14 protein-coding genes are annotated in these 13067 nt (G+C 69.4%); 7 read left to right on the plus strand and 7 right to left on the minus strand.

Translation table 11 applies throughout. The features are described 5' to 3' along the window. Window positions 1-17: 17 nt before the first annotated feature. From NVV99_RS06910 to NVV99_RS06920, 3 genes are read right to left on the minus strand one after another with little or no spacing between them, the layout of a single operon-like run. The gene (locus NVV99_RS06910) at window positions 18-1676 is read right to left on the minus strand and encodes a GAF domain-containing sensor histidine kinase (RefSeq protein ID WP_064256939.1); all 1659 of its coding nucleotides are present in this window, start codon (window positions 1674-1676) and stop codon (window positions 18-20) included. Continuing rightward, window positions 1673-2320: an alpha/beta family hydrolase gene (locus tag NVV99_RS06915; RefSeq protein WP_024103154.1), complete on the minus strand. Its 648-nt coding sequence runs from the start codon at window positions 2318-2320 to the stop codon at window positions 1673-1675. Before NVV99_RS06915 ends, NVV99_RS06910 begins: the two co-directional genes overlap by 4 nt. Continuing rightward, a complete protein-coding gene (locus tag NVV99_RS06920) occupies window positions 2317-2763 on the minus strand; it encodes a hypothetical protein (RefSeq protein ID WP_024103155.1) in 447 nt (148 codons plus the stop codon). Before NVV99_RS06920 ends, NVV99_RS06915 begins: the two co-directional genes overlap by 4 nt. A gap of 80 nt (window positions 2764-2843) precedes the next feature. Between NVV99_RS06920 and NVV99_RS06925 the strand changes: the two genes are divergently transcribed. Beyond that, window positions 2844-3338, plus strand: coding sequence for a DUF2243 domain-containing protein (locus NVV99_RS06925; protein ID WP_024103156.1), 495 nt, complete (start codon window positions 2844-2846; stop codon window positions 3336-3338). 9 nt (window positions 3339-3347) lie between these two features. Continuing rightward, the gene (locus tag NVV99_RS06930) at window positions 3348-4154 is read left to right on the plus strand and encodes a cytochrome c oxidase assembly protein (RefSeq protein WP_260782771.1); all 807 of its coding nucleotides are present in this window, start codon (window positions 3348-3350) and stop codon (window positions 4152-4154) included. Here NVV99_RS06930 and NVV99_RS06935 read toward each other — a convergent pair. Together NVV99_RS06935 and NVV99_RS06940 are read right to left on the minus strand one after the other, a co-directional pair. Continuing rightward, the gene (locus tag NVV99_RS06935) at window positions 4123-5184 is read right to left on the minus strand and encodes a tellurite resistance/C4-dicarboxylate transporter family protein (protein WP_260782772.1); all 1062 of its coding nucleotides are present in this window, start codon (window positions 5182-5184) and stop codon (window positions 4123-4125) included. The genes NVV99_RS06930 and NVV99_RS06935 overlap by 32 nt on opposite strands. A 1-nt stretch (window position 5185) precedes the next feature. Further along, window positions 5186-6052 carry an Fpg/Nei family DNA glycosylase gene (locus NVV99_RS06940; protein WP_260782773.1) on the minus strand — a complete coding sequence of 289 codons (867 nt, stop codon included), beginning with the start codon at window positions 6050-6052 and terminating at the stop codon, window positions 5186-5188. A 73-nt stretch (window positions 6053-6125) separates the two neighbouring features. Between NVV99_RS06940 and NVV99_RS06945 the strand changes: the two genes are divergently transcribed. From NVV99_RS06945 to NVV99_RS06955, 3 genes are read left to right on the plus strand one after another with little or no spacing between them, the layout of a single operon-like run. Further along, window positions 6126-6926 (plus strand): thymidylate synthase, encoded by an 801-nt coding sequence (locus NVV99_RS06945; protein WP_160873843.1) that lies wholly within the window; start codon window positions 6126-6128, stop codon window positions 6924-6926. Further along, window positions 6926-7411, plus strand: a complete 486-nt coding sequence (locus tag NVV99_RS06950) for a dihydrofolate reductase (protein ID WP_064257676.1) — start codon at window positions 6926-6928, stop codon at window positions 7409-7411. Before NVV99_RS06945 ends, NVV99_RS06950 begins: the two co-directional genes overlap by 1 nt. A gap of 35 nt (window positions 7412-7446) precedes the next feature. After that, complete coding sequence (locus NVV99_RS06955; RefSeq protein WP_024103161.1) at window positions 7447-7773, plus strand: cupin domain-containing protein; 327 nt, start codon at window positions 7447-7449, stop codon at window positions 7771-7773. Window positions 7774-7831: 58 nt separating this feature from the next. On the opposite strand, the gene NVV99_RS06960 is transcribed toward NVV99_RS06955, so the two are convergent. After that, window positions 7832-9358, minus strand: coding sequence for a carboxylesterase/lipase family protein (locus NVV99_RS06960; RefSeq protein WP_260782774.1), 1527 nt, complete (start codon window positions 9356-9358; stop codon window positions 7832-7834). Between the two features lie 55 nt (window positions 9359-9413). Then, window positions 9414-10637 carry a hypothetical protein gene (locus NVV99_RS06965; RefSeq protein ID WP_255027856.1) on the minus strand — a complete coding sequence of 408 codons (1224 nt, stop codon included), beginning with the start codon at window positions 10635-10637 and terminating at the stop codon, window positions 9414-9416. A gap of 59 nt (window positions 10638-10696) precedes the next feature. Here NVV99_RS06965 and NVV99_RS06970 point away from each other — a divergent pair, with 59 nt between their 5' ends. Next, a complete protein-coding gene (locus NVV99_RS06970; RefSeq protein ID WP_248689632.1) occupies window positions 10697-11386 on the plus strand; it encodes a TetR/AcrR family transcriptional regulator in 690 nt (229 codons plus the stop codon). A gap of 4 nt (window positions 11387-11390) precedes the next feature. After that, window positions 11391-13013 carry an acyl-CoA dehydrogenase family protein gene (locus tag NVV99_RS06975; RefSeq protein ID WP_024103165.1) on the plus strand — a complete coding sequence of 541 codons (1623 nt, stop codon included), beginning with the start codon at window positions 11391-11393 and terminating at the stop codon, window positions 13011-13013. Window positions 13014-13067 lie beyond the last annotated feature (54 nt).

Here is a 13067-nt window from a genome sequence, read left to right on the forward strand (position 1 = left end):
GGGCGGGACCCGTTCCGTCAGAGCGGGACCGCCCACAGCACCCGGGTGCCGCGCGGGTGGGCCGGACCGATCTCGCACGACCCGCCGCACTGCACGGCGCGCCGCTCGAGGTTCGCCAGCCCGCTGCGGCGAGGCATGTCGGGCAGACCCGTGCCGTCGTCGAGGATCTCGATCCGGAAGTCGTCCTGAACCGAGACCGACACCGAGATGTTGTCGGACTGGGAATGGCGCAGCGCGTTGCTCAGCCCTTCGCGGAGCACGGCTTCCGCGTGTGGGTGGATGCGCATCGGCACCAGCGTGTCGATGGGTCCGACGAACTGCACGTTGGGCGCCACCGAGGAGTGGATGCTCAGGTCGCCCACCACGTCCAGCAGTCTCCGGCGCAGGCTGTTCGACGCCGCCGCGCCGGTGGTGTGCAGATCGAAGATGGTCGTGCGGATCTCGCGCACCGTCCGGTCGAGCTGTTCGATCGCGTGGCGGATCACCTCCACGATGCGTTCGTTGTTCGCTCCGTCCGCGGTCGCGCTCTGCAAGCTCATTCCCGTGGCGAACAGGCGCTGGATGACGTTGTCGTGCAGGTCCTGTGCGATGCGATCGCGATCGGCCAGCACGTCGAGCAACCGCTTCTTGCGTTGCTGTTCGGCGAATTCGAGGGCCACGGCCGCGAGGTTCGCCATGGATTCGAAGCGGGCCACGTCCTCGTCGTCCCACGGTTCGGTACCGGCCTCGCGGGTCGCGACGAGCACACCCGTGACCGTCGACGTCGCCGACAGCGGCAGCACCACCGCGTGTCCTTCGTCGCCCTGCTCCATCGGTGGCAGTCCCTCGAGGGTATCGAGGTGCATCGGCTGCCTGCTCTTGAGCGCTTTCAGCACAGGCGATCCGGTGAGATCGAAACGCTTGTCCTTCCCGCACGGCGCCGCGGGGGACGCGGCCTGCAGGCGGCCGTGGTGGCCGTCGACGAGCATCACATAGGCGCCCGCACACCGGGCGAGTTCGCGGACCTGGCCGGTGAGCATCGACAGCGTCTCGTCCACCGACCCGCCCATCAAAAGCCGGGAGTTGATGGATGCCATTGCGGTAAGCCATCTCTCGCGGTCGAGGGAGCCCTCGAACAGGCGCGCGTTCTCGACGGCCACACCGGCGGACATCGCGAGCACCTTGAGGATCACCTCGTCCTCTTCGGTGAACTCGGGTGCGCCCAGTTTCTCGGTGAGGTAGATGCTGCCGAAAACCTTGCCGCGCACCATGATCGGAGTTCCGAGGAAGCTCTTCATGGGCGGATGGTTGGGCGGGAAACCGATGGAGGCGGAATGCTTCGACAGGTCGCCGAGACGGACCGGCCGGGGATCGTTGATGAGCAGACCGAGGATGCCCCGGCCCTCGGGCAGATGGCCCATCACCTCGCGCTGCGTCGGATTGATCCCGACGTACACGAACTCCGACAGGCCACCGTCGGCGGCGCGCACGCCGAGCGCGCCGTAGCGGGCGTCGAGAAGGGCGGTCGCAGCGGAGACGATGCGCTGGAGCATGGAGTCGAGTTCGAGACCCGATCCCACGACGAGCACCGCTTCGAGCAGTCCGCGCAGGGTCGTCGGGGCGTCGACGGAATCGTCGAGCCGGTCGCGGAGCTCGGCGAGCAGCGTGTCGATGGCGACGTCGGTGGGTTCGATCATGACTTCTTCTCTTCCAGCAGGTGCAGCGCCGCGGACACGGCGGATTCCGAAGGATCCGTCTTCGCGCGGCTCAGGTCGTGTGCGGCCCCGGTGACCTCGATGACAGTCGTGGCCGCGGGCAGGAGATCGAGTGCCTCCCGCAGTTCGTCGAAGGTACCGAAGGGGTCGCGGTCGCCGTGGACGAACACCGTGGGCACCGAGATCTTCGGCAGGTGCTCGGTGCGCAGCTTCTCCGGCTTGCCCGGGGGATGGAGGGGATAGGACAGCAGGACGAGGGCGTCGGCGATGCCGGGTTCGTCGGCCGCGAGCATCGACGTCTGCCGGCCGCCGTAGGAGACGCCGCCGAGCAGTAAGGACCCGGACACGCGGTCGCGCAGCTCCGCGGCCGCGGCGGACACACCCTCGCGGTCCTCCGCGGCGCGGGACGGCTGCGGGGGTCCCTTGGGCTTGCGACGGCGAAACGGCAGGTCGTAGCGCAGGGCGAGGAAGCCGGCATCGGCGAACCGGGAGCACATCAGCTGCAGGATCCGGGCGTCGCAGTTGCCGCTGGCGCCGTGCGTCAACGCGACGGCACCCCGCGGATTGCCCTCGGGAAGATGCAGGTGACCGGCCACGGTGCCGGTGTCCAGCGGTTCGACATTCACACCGATACGGTAACCGCCGCGTCGGCGACGGCACCGGTGACGAAGCCGTAGACGCTCTTGTGGAGGACGTCGATCGCCAGCTCGGAACGGGGCCACGTTTGCGGGGGTGCTCCCACGCCGGTCGCGTTCTCGAGGATCTGGTCGTTGGTCAGACGGACGACGGTGAACTTCGACGATGCGAGCGGCCCCCGCAGGCCCACCTCGGCCATGACCGAACGCAGGACGCCGAGGGCGATATCCTGCCCGAAGTGCATCGCCCAGTTCAGGGCGGTCGAGTGCTGTCCGGCCGATTCCGAGGCGCCCGTCAACCGTGCAAGTACGCGGCCCGGCACGTGGGAGTTCGGTCGCCCGGTGACGGCCTGCTCGATCTTCTCCCCGACGGTCATGGCGGCCACGCCGGCCGCACCGGCGACCAGGCCTTCCCACAGTGCGTTTCTCAGCACGGTCGCTCGGGTACCCGCCGCAGGATCGGAACAACCCGTATTCCCTGACGGAGTCCTTCGGACGACAGGGTGAAGGAGCGATGACCGGAGCGACACGACCCGGAGACACACGCGGCGGAATCTCGGTGCGGCACTCCGCGATCAGCGGTGCCCTCCTCGGCGCGGCGCTCATGGCTGCGATCGACGAGATCGTCTTCCACCAGATTCTCGGCTGGCACCATTTCTACGATCGCTCCACACCCGCGGTCGGTCTCGCCTCCGACGGCCTGCTGCACACGGCCGAGTTGCTCGTTCTCGTAGCGGGATTCGCGTTGCTCGCGGATGTGCGCCGCAGGCATGCCCTGGCGGTACGACACTTCTGGGCCGCGCTGCTCATGGGAGCCGGTGCATTCCAGTTGTTCGACGGGCTGGTGAACCACAAGGTGTTCCGCGTTCACCAGATCCGCTACGACGTCGACGTGTGGCCCTACGACCTGGCCTGGATCGCAGGGGCTCTCGTCTTCCTCGTCGCCGGTGCGCTCCTGTGGTGGTCGGCGCGGCGGAGCGTGCGCACCACCGGGCTCTCGGACGAATAGGAGCCCTCGGTGCACGATCATCCGACGCACACGGGACCGGGAGCACTCGCACTCGTCGTCCTGCTGGTGGCGGTTCTGGGGGTCGCGCTGTACATCGGGGCGGCCGTGCGGTTGCGTCGACGTGGCGACGCGTGGCCGTGGTGGCGTGACGCGAGTGTCGCCGCGGGCGCCGGTGCTGTCGCTGCCGCGGCAGTGCTTCCTCTGCCCGGTGGTCCGTTCACCGCGCACATGGCCGGACATCTGCTCGTCGGGATGGTCGGACCCCTGCTGATCGTGCTGGGGCGGCCGGTGACGCTGCTGCTGAGGACCGTCCCGGTGGGAGGTGCACGCGCGGGTCTGCTCACCGTGCTGCATTCGCGACCGGCCGCACTGCTCACGGCGCCGGCGGTCGCGGCCGTGCTGGACATGGGTGGGCTGTGGGTGCTCTACCGGACGCCGCTGTTCGCTGCGATGCACGACGACACGCTCGTCGCGACCGTGGTCCACGTGCACGTCTTCGCCGCCGGGATGCTGTTCACCGTCGCGATCTGCCGCCTCGATCCGCTCCGCCGCCGATACGGTCTCCCGCATCTCGCGGTGGTGTTGCTCGTGGCCGGCGCGGTCCATGCGGTGCTGGCGAAGACGCTGTACGCGCAGTCACCTCCCGGCACGATGTTCGCCGCGTCCGATCTGCAGGCGGGTGCCCAGCTGATGTACTACGGCGGCGACGCGGTCGGTGTGGCCCTGGCCGTAGTGCTCGCCGTCCGCTGGTACGGCGAGATGGGGCGTGCCCGCGCGCGGGCGGTCACGGTCGGTCGCGCTCGACCGGCCGCGTGAGCCGGACCCACATGCGGTGCAGCATCGCGGCGAACACCACGACCCAGGCCGCCACCGCGACCCACAATTCGGCGGCACCGATCGCCCCGACCAGCGGCAGATCGTCGGCGCGACCCAGATACATCCCCGCGACCGCGTACATGCCGAGCGGGAAGACGATCGACCACAGGGACGAGTCGTAGGTCAGCGGCACCCGATGGACGCGGTGACGCCACCAACCGGCCGCGACGAGAGGCGGCAACAGCCACGTCGCGAAGGCCCAGATGACGACGGCGAGGCCCGCGATCAGTCCGCGGGTCGCGTCCACCATCGGGGCGTCGTCCATCTCGACGATGCGTGAGCCCGCCACGACGATGATCGAGCACGCTCCCATCGACACCCAGTACGGTGCGGTCAGATCGGTGGGACGCAGCGGGTACTGCAACATCCGCGCCGCGACGAAGATGCCCGCCGCCGCGTACAGGAACAGGCCCACACCCCAGGTGAACACCGCGACGGCGGCGAGGAGTCGGTCCAGTTCCCGGTAGACGGGCTGGAGCGTGGCCGCGGCGATGGCCACCGATTCGCTGGCGACGACCCAGATGAACCACGTCCCGTTGGCCTTCGCGAGGACGGGACGCTCCGCCGTGCCGAGCACGGCGGTCCATGGGACGACATATCCCAGTACCAGCCAGGTCGCCGCCGCGCCGGCGAGCAGCACCGCCGCGGTGGAATGCCGGCCGTCCATCATCAGCCGTACGCCGAGCACGTTGCTGCCCGCGACGAAGGTGAAGAAGCCGAACGCCCGTCCGGAATCGGCGAGATCGGCGCGGACCTCGTCGCGGAACGCGAGGAACCGCCACACCGACATGGCCACGAGCGTCGCGTATCCGATCACGGACACGATCAGCAGCGCGGCCGATGCGAAGTGGAAACCCCGGAGATGGAGGCCGATGGAGACGATGCCGCCGGCCATGACGAAGGCGAAGTAACCCGGTGCGAGGGTGCGGACTTCTTCGCGGAGACGGGGACGGGCCTGCACGGCGCGCACGCTACTTCAGCAGGCGGGACATCCGCCGGTCGGCGAGGACCTTCCCTCCGGTCTGGCAGGTGGGGCAGTACTGGAACGAACGGTCGGTGTAGGAGACCTCGCGGACGGTGTCGCCGCACACCGGGCACGGCTCGTCGGTACGCCCGTGCACGCGCAGCCCCGACCGTTTCTCTCCCTTGAGGCGCGCCGCGTCCTGCCCGACCGAGCGGGTGACGGCGTCGGTGAGCACCGACCGCATCGCCCCGTACAGCGCGGTCACCTCGTCGTCGGTGAGCTTGCCGGCGGTCGCGAACGGCGACTGCTGCGCGACGTGCAGGATCTCGTCGGAGTAGGCGTTGCCGATGCCCGCGAGAACCTTCTGGTCGGTGAGCAGCGTCTTGAGACGCGACGTGCTGTCGGTCAGGAGCTCGGCGAACTCGTCGCGGGTGAGGGCGAGCGCGTCGGGGCCGAGACGGGCGATGCCCGGCACCTGCTGCGGATCGTCGACGACCCAGACCGCGAGGCGCTTCTTCGTGCCGGCCTCGGTGAGATCGAAGGCCGGTGTCGTCGCGTCGGGGGCGAACAGGTGCACGCGGAGGGCGAGCGGACCGCGACCGAGTTTCGGGGGAGTCTGCGACGGTTCGTCGAGCCAGCGCAACCAGCCGCCGCGCGACAGGTGCGTGATCAGATGCAGCCCGGAGCACTCGATCGCGAGGAACTTGCCGAAGCGCGCCGCTCCGGCGATGTCGCGTCCCTGCAGTGCCGTGATCGGCGGGTCGGCCGTCTGCAGCACGCTCAGCGCCGCGACGTCGATGCGTCCGACGACGCTGCCGACCGCGTGCTCGCGCAGGAACACCGCAAGTGCTTCCACCTCGGGGAGCTCGGGCATGGGAACAGGCTACGGTCGCCGGGCCGTTCGCGGGTGGCGACGGACACCATCACGTCACCGATAGACTGCGCTCGTGACTGTGTCGACGCCCTACGAAGACCTGCTGCGCCTGATCCTCGAGACCGGCGCGGAGAAGGCCGACCGTACCGGAACCGGCACGCGGAGCCTGTTCGGCCACCAGATGCGCTTCGATCTGTCCGAGGGCTTCCCGCTGATCACCACGAAGAAGGTGCACCTGAAGTCCATCGTCTACGAACTGCTGTGGTTCCTGCGCGGCGACTCCAACGTCAAGTGGCTGCAGGAGCACGGCGTGACGATCTGGGACGAGTGGGCCGCACCCGACGGCGATCTCGGCCCGGTCTACGGCGTGCAGTGGCGCTCGTGGCCGACCCCCGACGGGCAGCACATCGACCAGATCAGCCAGGTGATCGAGACCCTCCGCAGCAACCCCGACTCGCGGCGCATCCTCGTCTCGGCGTGGAACGTGGCCGAGCTCGACCGGATGGCACTGATGCCGTGCCACGCCTTCTTCCAGTTCTACGTGGCCGACGGCAAGCTCAGCTGCCAGCTCTACCAGCGCAGCGCCGACATGTTCCTCGGCGTGCCGTTCAACATCGCCAGCTACGCGCTGCTCACCCACATGGTCGCGCAGCAGACCGGACTCGAGCCGGGAGAGTTCATCTGGACCGGCGGCGACTGCCACATCTACTCGAACCATATCGAGCAGGTCACCGAACAGCTCACCCGCGAGCCGTATCCCTACCCGACGCTGAAGCTGCACCCGCGCGACTCGATCTTCGACTACCGCTACGAGGACGTCGAGGTCGTCGGCTACCGGCACCACCCGGCGATCAAGGCGCCGGTGGCCGTCTGATGGGGGATGTCACCCTCGTCTGGGCTCAGGCACGCGGCGGTGTGATCGGCCGGGAGAACACCATCCCATGGCACATCCCCGAGGACATGGCGTTCTTCAAGGACGCCACGATGGGCAAGCCGGTGATCATGGGCCGGCTCACCTGGGACTCGCTCCCGGTCGGATTCCGGCCGCTGCCGGGACGCCGGAACATCGTCGTCACCCGAAACGTCGAGTGGTCGGCCGAGGACGCCGAGACCGCGATGAGCCTCGAGGACGCGTTGACGCTCGCCGGTGAGGACGAGGTCGTCGTGATGGGCGGGGGTCAGATCTACGCGCAGGCGATGCCGTTCGCGACTCGGCTGCTCGTGACCGAGGTCGACCTCGACGTCGTAGGAGATGCGACCGCACCTCCGATCGGGCCCGAGTGGGTGGCGGAACCCGGGGAATGGATGACGTCCACCAAGGGAATCAGGTTCCGCTGGATCCGGTACGCGCGAAGCTGAGTTCTCGCGGCGGCATCTGAGCGATACTGCGGTACATGGACAAGCTCTCGTTGACCGCCCTGGCACGGCAGCAGCTCAAACTCGCAGCTACGTCCAGCAGCGGACGCAGCTCCCAGACGGTTTTCGGTGGGCATACCAAGCACCTGCGGCAGACCGTCGTCGCGTTGCTCGCCGGCCACGAACTCGGCGAGCACGACAGCCCCGGCGAGGCGACCCTGCAGGTGCTGTCGGGTCAGCTCCAGCTCGTCGCCGGCAACGACGTGTGGAAGGGTTCGGCGGGCGACATGATCATCATCCCGCCGGCCCGGCACAGCGTCAGCGCCATCGAGGACGTCGCCTTCCTGCTCACCGTCGCCAAGTAGCGTTGCTCACTGCACGCGCCGAGTAGCGACGCTCATTGCGCGCGTCGAGAAGCGGCGCTTACTGAACAGGTGCCGGAGCGGCGTACCCGCGGTAGCCCTCCCACGCGAGGCGGCGCTCGCGACGCGGATCGTGCTCGATGCGCGTGACCTCGTCGAAAATCACTGTCGCGCGGTCCTTCTCGTCGTAGGGTGGCCACGACGGCAGTGGTTCACCGTGCCGGGCCACGTTCAGCCACTGGCGCTGCATCGCCCCGGCGGCCGTCCGCAGGCCGCGTCGCCCACCGAGTGCCGTGAGCGCCCGGCCGAGCGGTTCGTCGGTCTGGTCGAAGACCGCGAGCAACTCCACCGCGTGCGTCGCATCGAAGCCCGTCCAGCGCAGCACTCGCGGCGCGAGATCGAAGCGGTACATGAAGGTCGGCGCGAAACGCGAATGTGCCTGCGCGAACTGCACGGACGGATACCAGAAGGTGAGGTCGCCGCCGAGATCGATCGCGGCACGCTCGTCCGGATATCCCGGATAGATCCCCGTGATGCGATCCTTCGCCTCGGGATCGGTCGCGGCGAACAGTGCGTCGATCCGCCGAGGGTTCGTCGGCAGCGCGTCGAGGAACTTCGGGAACAGTGCACCTTCGCGGTCGTTCGTCCCGAGCACGAGCGGAACGGGATGCGCCGCGCCCGTCTCGTACGCCTCGAGCGGTTGGAGCGGAACGAAATCGCCGTCGACGACCGGGCCGAAGGGATGCAGACCGGGAGTCGCGCGCAGTACCTGCGCCCTGAGGCGCGATCCCACCCGCCCGAGTTCGACGGGGGAGGTGTCGAGCAGCGCCTGCGCGGCGGTATCCGGGTCGGCACCGAGCAGTTCGACGAACTTCCGGCCCCATTCGGCCGAGCGGTCGGAGGTGACGACGAGATTCGGCGCCGGGCTCTGTGCGATCGCGGCGGAGAACAGTCCGCGCGCGGCGGGCGTCGCGAGCAGGGTCGTCACCGAGGTGCCGCCGGCGGACTCGCCGAAGATCGTCACGTTGTCGGGGTCGCCGCCGAAGGCCGCGATGTTGCGCTGGACCCATTCGAGTGCCGCCACCTGGTCGCGCAGACCGAGATTGGAATCGAATCGGACCGAATCGGTGGAGAAGGACCCGAAGTCGAGATAGCCGAGCGCTCCGAGGCGGTAGTTGATCGACACGTAGACTACGTCGCCGCGTCGGACCAGCGACTCGCCGCCGTAGACCGACAGGGCACTCGTGCCGAGGGTGAAGGCGCCGCCGTGGATGAACACCATGACCGGTCGCGGCGCATGGACCCGACCGGCGGGGGCGAGCACGTTGAGGGTCAGACAGTCCTCGTCGGGACGCACTCGCACCCCGCGACGACCGGTCTCGGCGTAGCGCGGACGCTGCGGGGCGGCGTTTCCGAACTGCGTCGCATCGCGCACTCCCGTCCAGGGCTCGACCGGTTGCGGCGCCCGCAGCCGCAGCGGGCCCACCGGGGGAGCGGCGTAGGGAATGCCGCGCCAGGCGAGGAGGTCGCCGAGCCGGGTGCCGCGGACGGTTCCGTCGGCGAATGTGACGTGGGTCTCGGGCGTCATGCTCCGCACTGTACGTGACGGGGCGTCACGGTAGCCGCCGTGTCCACCGTCGACGTCACCAGAAGTGGGGCTCGAGGCCTCGGCCCGCGAGCTCTGCCCGTACGTAGGTGCGCAGCGTCGCGGTGTCGGGGAAGCGCTCCTCGTCGAGGGCGACGAACGCGAGTGTGTACCGCTCGTCGGTGTGGCAGGCGTAGACCGACAGGCGGGTCGTGGTGCGGGCCGGCCGGGTGTCGAGTCCCGGGTGCATAGCGCGCATCGCGATCCCGGTGGTGCGGTACGGGCCCAGCGTGGTGAGCTCGCGGGGCACCGCGCCGATGTTGGAACACAACAGGTCCCGCTCACCGGCACCGCGCGCGACGCGGGCGGCGATCCGGTCGGGGAGGAGTTGCAGGATCTCGGCCGGCATGTTGTGCGGCGCGCCCTCCCGCGGCTGCGAATAGGCGTGCGCGGCGCGGGCCCGGATGGAGGCGAGCGTGTCGCCGTCGTCGACGGTGATCCCCACCATCGACACGCCGTTGGAGACGGTTCCCTCCTTCCGGTCGTCGACCGGAACGGAGATGCGCACGGGGAACGGGATGCGGGCGCGCCGGGCGACACCGGCGGACACGGCGAGCAGCAGGGCGTTCGGGCTGCCGTCCTCCGCGGCCGCGACGGCCTTCCACTGCGCCGCGTCGACGTCGACGAGCGCGGTGCGCGGTCGCGAGTGCACCGTCTGCGGCGCGGGCGGTTTCTCCGTGCGAGGTGTGTACTTCACGCGGCGCAGCCCGCTGCCGACCTTCCGGAACAACTGCATCGCATCGCGTAGGTCGGATTGGCGACCGGGGTCGGGTCGTCGCGGCCGGTCGGCGAGCGCGTCGGCGACCGCGCGGACGAATCCCCGCGCGTCGGTCAGGACGTGCGAGCACACGATCGACAGTGCGGTGCCGCCGCTCGTGAGTCGGGTCGCGGCGACCGCCCAGCCGGGACCGAGCTCGGGATCGACGTCCACGTTCGCGTGCTCGTCGGCCCAGGCGAGGAGCTCGTCGTCGGGGATGGGGGTCGCGGGATAGCGCAGTGGATGGACGTGCGTGTTGGGTTCGAAGCGGGGGCGTGCACCGGGAACCCGGGGACGGACCACACGGCGACCGAGCGGGCCTTCGGACAGCACGTCGTGCAGGGACAGCAACAGGGTCGCGTCCACGGTCTCGTCGGTGCGCCACAGACCCTGCATCACCGACGGCAGGCCGGTTCCTTTGTGGCGGTGGAGGAACATCTCGTCCACGACGCTCAGGCGATTCACAATCCCGACCGTAGCGCCGACCGTTGACCGAAGCACTGAACCGAGGTTCAATCCTTGGTGTGGCGTACCGGCGGACACCCGCAGTGCAGGAGCGACTCGACGCGCAGCGCGAGGCGATCGCCGCTGCCGCCGTGACTCTGCTCAGCGAACGCGGATACAGCGGACTGTCCGTCTCGGCGGTCGCCGAACGGGCCGGCGTCGCCACCGGCAGCGTCTACCGGCACTACGTCGACAAGTCCGATCTCATGGTGCGGATCTTCCGGGAACTGTGCGAGCGGGAGGTCGAGGCCGTGACGTCCGCGGCCGCAACCGGATCCGGTGCCGACCGGGTGACCGCGGTGGTCGACACCTTCTCCCGCCGTGCGCTGCGCAATCCCACCCTCGCCTACGCCCTGCTCGCCGAACCGGTCGACGCCGCGGTCGACGCCGAACGACTCGTGTTGCGCCGCGCCTTCGCAGCGGCCTTCGCGAACGCCGTGCGCCACGGCGTCGAGACCGGTGAATTCCCCGAACAGGACGTCGAGCTCACCGCCGCGGCGCTCGTCGGGGCTGTCGGTGAGGTGCTCACCGGTCGCCTCCCCGGCGCGGCCGACGGTCGCCTTCGAGACAGTGCGGCCGACGGTCGCCTTCGAGACAGTGCGGCCGACGGTCGCCTTCGAGACAGCGCGGCCGGATCCACCGTCCCCGACCTCGTCGTCCTCGTACTGCGAGCGGCGGGGCATCTGCCTTCCGGAACGACTCAGGAGTGAAGCCGTGAATTTCCCCGCCACCCACGAAGTGTTCAACCAGGTACCGGACCTCGAGCCCTACGGGGCCGCCGACGACCCCGCCCTCCTCGAAGGACTGCGCCGCGAAGGGGCGAGTTGGGCCGAGGACGAGGTCCGCGAACTCGGCGCCCTCGCCGGCACCGCCCGTGCCCAGGACTGGGGGCGGCTCGTCAACGAGTATCCGCCCGTGCTGCACACCCACGACCGCTACGGCCACCGCGTCGACGAGGTCGAGTTCCATCCGCACTGGCACGACCTGATGACCGTCGCCGTCGAGAACGGCCTGCACGCGGCACCCTGGCGCGACCCGCGTCCCGGCGCGCACGTTGCCCGTGCCGCGAAGTTCTACGTGTGGGGCCATACCGATGCCGGGCACATGTGCCCGATCTCGATGACCTACGCCGCGATCCCGGCGCTGCGCCACAACGCCGAACTCGCCGAGCGCTACGAGCCGCTGCTGGCCGCGCCGCACTACGACTTCGGGCTGCGCGAACCCTCCACGAAACGTGGCCTGATCGCCGGGATGTCGATGACCGAGAAGCAGGGCGGTTCCGACGTCCGCGCCAACACCACCACCGCGACCCCCAACGCCGACGGTTCGTACACGATCGTCGGGCACAAGTGGTTCACGTCCGCGCCGATGTCCGACCTGTTCCTCACGCTCGCGCAGACCGAGCACGGACCGTCGTGCTTCCTGCTCCCGCGCGTCCTGCCCGACGGCACCCGCAACGCCATCCGCATCCAGCGGCTGAAGGACAAGCTCGGCAACAAGTCGAACGCCTCCTCCGAGATCGAGTACGAGAACGCGATCGGCTGGCTCGTCGGCCCGGAAGGTCGCGGCATCAACACCATCATCGAGATGGTGAACATGACGCGACTCGACTGTGTCATCGGCTCGGCCGTGAACATGCGGATCGCGACGTTGCGCGCGGTTCACCATGCCCGTCACCGGAAGGCGTTCGGCGCGTTGCTCGTCGACCAGCCGCTCATGCGCAACGTCCTCTCCGATCTCGTCGTCGAGTCCGATGCCGCGACGACGATGATGATGCGTCTGGCCGGGGCCACCGACCGCGCCGCCGGGGACGAGCAGGAGGCCGCCCTGCGCCGCATCGCGCTGGCCGTCACCAAGTACTGGGTGTGCAAGCGGGCACCCGCGGTCGCCGCCGAAGCCCTCGAATGCCTCGGCGGCAACGGCTACGCCGAGGAATCGGGCATGCCGCGGCTCTATCGCGAGTCGCCGCTCATGTCGATCTGGGAAGGATCCGGCAACGTCGCGGCACTCGACGCGCTGCGTGCAATGGCGCGGCAACCCGACACCGTCGAGGCGTTCTTCACCGAGGTCAGGCTTGCGGAAGGTGCCGATCCGCGGCTCGATTCGGCCATCGCTCGGATCGGCAAGGAACTCGCCGACCTCGAGGACGCCGAGTACCGGGCACGGCGGGTCGTGGAGCTCATGGCCCTGGCCCTGCAGGGCGCGCAGCTCGTCCGGCACGGACATCCCGCCGTCGCGGAGGCGTTCTGCCGCAGTCGGCTCGACGACGACTGGGGCATCGCGATGGGCACACTGCCGACCGGCGTGGACACCGCCGCGATCCTCGACCGGGTCTGACGAGGGCGGGTCCGATCCTGCGGCGCTGTCACCCGTCTCAGGTCGAGGGCATAC

The organism is Rhodococcus sp. PAE-6, from assembly GCF_025290685.1.
Classification (GTDB): domain Bacteria; phylum Actinomycetota; class Actinomycetes; order Mycobacteriales; family Mycobacteriaceae; genus Rhodococcus; species Rhodococcus pyridinivorans.

Coding starts and splice junctions, on each gene's coding strand:
- NVV99_RS06910 (WP_064256939.1), bottom strand. CDS start 1,676: ATGATCGAACCCACCGACGTCGCCATCGACACGCTGCTCGCCGAGCTC.
- NVV99_RS06925 (WP_024103156.1), top strand. CDS start 2,844: ATGACCGGAGCGACACGACCCGGAGACACACGCGGCGGAATCTCGGTG.
- NVV99_RS06940 (WP_260782773.1), bottom strand. CDS start 6,052: ATGCCCGAGCTCCCCGAGGTGGAAGCACTTGCGGTGTTCCTGCGCGAG.
- NVV99_RS06950 (WP_064257676.1), top strand. CDS start 6,926: ATGGGGGATGTCACCCTCGTCTGGGCTCAGGCACGCGGCGGTGTGATC.
- NVV99_RS06955 (WP_024103161.1), top strand. CDS start 7,447: ATGGACAAGCTCTCGTTGACCGCCCTGGCACGGCAGCAGCTCAAACTC.
- NVV99_RS06960 (WP_260782774.1), bottom strand. CDS start 9,358: ATGACGCCCGAGACCCACGTCACATTCGCCGACGGAACCGTCCGCGGC.